General features: G+C 67.5%; 2 protein-coding genes. One reads left to right on the forward strand and one right to left on the reverse strand.

What is annotated here, in order from left to right:
• Positions 1–251: 251 nt before the first annotated feature.
• Positions 252–1,223, reverse strand: coding sequence for an SDR family NAD(P)-dependent oxidoreductase (locus tag ACZ38L_RS39080; RefSeq protein ID WP_465702847.1), 972 nt, complete (start codon positions 1,221–1,223; stop codon positions 252–254).
• Positions 1,224–1,289: 66 nt separating this feature from the next.
• Here ACZ38L_RS39080 and ACZ38L_RS39085 point away from each other — a divergent pair, with 66 nt between their 5' ends.
• Entirely contained in the window at positions 1,290–1,862 is a 573-nt protein-coding gene (locus ACZ38L_RS39085; RefSeq protein WP_465702849.1) for a TetR/AcrR family transcriptional regulator, read from the forward strand.
• Positions 1,863–2,650 lie beyond the last annotated feature (788 nt).

The raw sequence follows: 2,650 nt of genomic DNA on the forward strand, positions 1-2,650 counted from the left end.
AACGCCACCGACAACGACTGAACAAGACCACCGACGACACAAGAGGGTCAGAACTCAACCGTCCAAAGTGGGTCACGGTTCAGCCGCCGCCGACACTGTCCGTGGATCTTGTGCTGAGCAGCGGGGCTGCCAGGTCGGGTGAGAACGCTCAGCGCGGGATTCTCAGTGCACCTGGCCTCTGCGGAATCCGGGGTGGCCGGCTCGTCGATGCCGGCGAAGCTCGGCCGTGGGAGTGTTGTGGCGTCGGGAGGTCAGGCGCGGAGCAGGTCGGTCGAGACCGCCCAGAGGCGCTTGGCGATGGCGGGATCGAGCGCCCATTCTTTGACACCGTGGGGGTGTTGCGCGAGGTCGGCGTCGTTCGGCACGGTGTAGGCCTCCTGCGAGTCATCGAGGTAGTGGCCTCCGGAGTGGGCGAACTGCGGGGCGACGGCCGCGACCATGGTGGTGGCGGCTCCCTGCTGGACCGTTTTGTACGTGAAGACTCCGGCGGCCTCAGCCGCATCGAGTGACTGCTTCTGCTGTGCGGTGAAGTTCCGCTGCAGACCCGTCGCGACGCCGCCGGGGTTCACCGCATTGGCGACGATGCCGTCGGACGCCCACAGACGGGTCGCCTCGACGGTGAATAGGGAGTTCGCCGTCTTCGACTGGGCGTAGGCGATCTGCGGGTCGTAGCCGCGCCGCTCGAAGTGGAGGTCGTCGAAGTCGATGCCGGAACGCATGTGCGCCGTGGAGCTGACCGAGACGATCCGTGCCCCGTCGCGGTCGGACGCTCCGAGGGCAAGGGCGTCGTGCAGGCCGATGGCGAGTGCGAGGTGGCCCAGATGGTTTGTCGCGAACTGCAACTCCCAGCCCTCGCGGGTTCGTTCGAGGCCGCCGGTGACCACGCCTGCGTTGTTGACCAACAGGTGAAGCGGGCCGCTCCACGCGGCGACGAACGACGTGATGGTGGCCCTGTCGGCGAGGTCCAGCCGGACGACTCGGGGACGGATCCCTCCGGTCGAGCTCTCGATCGTTCCAGCCGCGGCGTCACCCGCAGCCGGGTTCCGCACGGCGAGCGTCACCTGCGCCCCAGCTGCGGCCAACGCCCGAGCCGTCTCGATCCCGATTCCGGAGGAAGCTCCCGTCACGATTGCTCGGATGCCGGTGAGGTCAACGCCCCGTACCACCTCACTGGCCGTGCTGGAAGCGGTGAAGGACGTGGAGAGGGGTGCGCGGGCCGTCATGACGGCGAGGCTATACATACTTGACTGAACTTGTATAGCTAGATTTCTCGCTCCTATGCTCGCCTCATGAGCAGCCCCGAGGCCGGCCCCCTGTCGTCGCCCACCACCGCTACCGACCGTCGGACCATGGTTCTGGACTCCGCTCTGGCCACGTTCGCGCGATTCGGCTACCGGAAGACCTCGATGGAGGAAGTGGCGCGGGTGGCGCACATCTCCCGCCCCGGGCTCTACTTCCTCTTTTCCTCGAAGAAGGCTCTGTTCCGTGCCGCGGTCACCCAGGCCTTGTCGCGCGACATCACGGCGGTCGAACACGTCCTGGCCGACATCGGCCGCCCCCTGGCGGAGCGCCTCCTTGAAGCCTTCGACCGGTGGGCGGGTCGCTACGTCGGCCCGCTGGCGCGCGATGTCGTGGCGCTGATCGAGGACAACCCCGACCTCCTCGGAGAGATCGCAGAGACCACTCCGCGACGATTCGAGGAACTGATCACGAACGCGATCGCCGGCGAGTCAGGACACGAGACGGCCACCCCCGTCGCACAGACGATGATCAGCGCATCGATCGGCCTGAAGCATCAGGCCGCATCGCGGGAGTTCTACCTCGAGCGCCTGAAGGTCGCCATCGAGCTCCTGGTGCGCTGAAGACACGCGGCAGAGCCGCCCCGGGAATCCTGCCGCCTCGGAGTCGTGGTCTCGGATGGGTATAGGTGCCGCCACCCTCGCCACAGTGACGGTCCCGGGCGCGTCGGCGTGCCGCGTATGCCGGTAGCCGGCTGGCCTGGCGCAGAATTCGCCCCCGGACCGGACCAGGTGGCAGGAAGGTGCCGGGTAGCGCGTCCCCCGACCATCACGATCCGGTGAGACCAGACAGAGCCAGCCCTGCGCGGCCGAGGCTGGTTGAGAATCCGACAACGCGGATGAGACCGAGTGAGAATCCGCCAGCTCCGCTGCGACAGGACACCGCCGCAAGCACTGCAGCGGTTCCGAGCGCCACTTGGCACGCGAAACAGTGAGAATCTGACAACACGGATGAGATCGAGTGAGACGACCAAGGCGCCGACCGCCACCTTGCCCGAGACTTCGCCAGGATCACCGAGACCGGACACCGGTGACGGGACAACGTGCAGCGCTGCTGCACTGGGCAGCGGGACAACGGGCAGCAGCTGGTGCAGCGGCAGCACGTTGGTCCGCTGCTGCTGCACGGTGCCGCGGTCCAGCAGCAGCGCTGCGTGGGCTGCTGCGCCAGGCGCGGCAGTGGGGAGTTTCGGGCCGGTGCGTAATCCGGTTCCTTGGTGGCCGCCCGGGCGGCCGGGAGTTTCGGACCGGTCCGAATTGGGGCTCATCGCTCTCTTCTGTGGGTCTTGATGGGGCTCGGTTGTGCTCGGCCGGGCAGGGGTCGGGCGTAACCGGCCAGGCAGAGCAGGATCATG

This window comes from Kitasatospora sp. NPDC024654 (assembly GCF_055559155.1).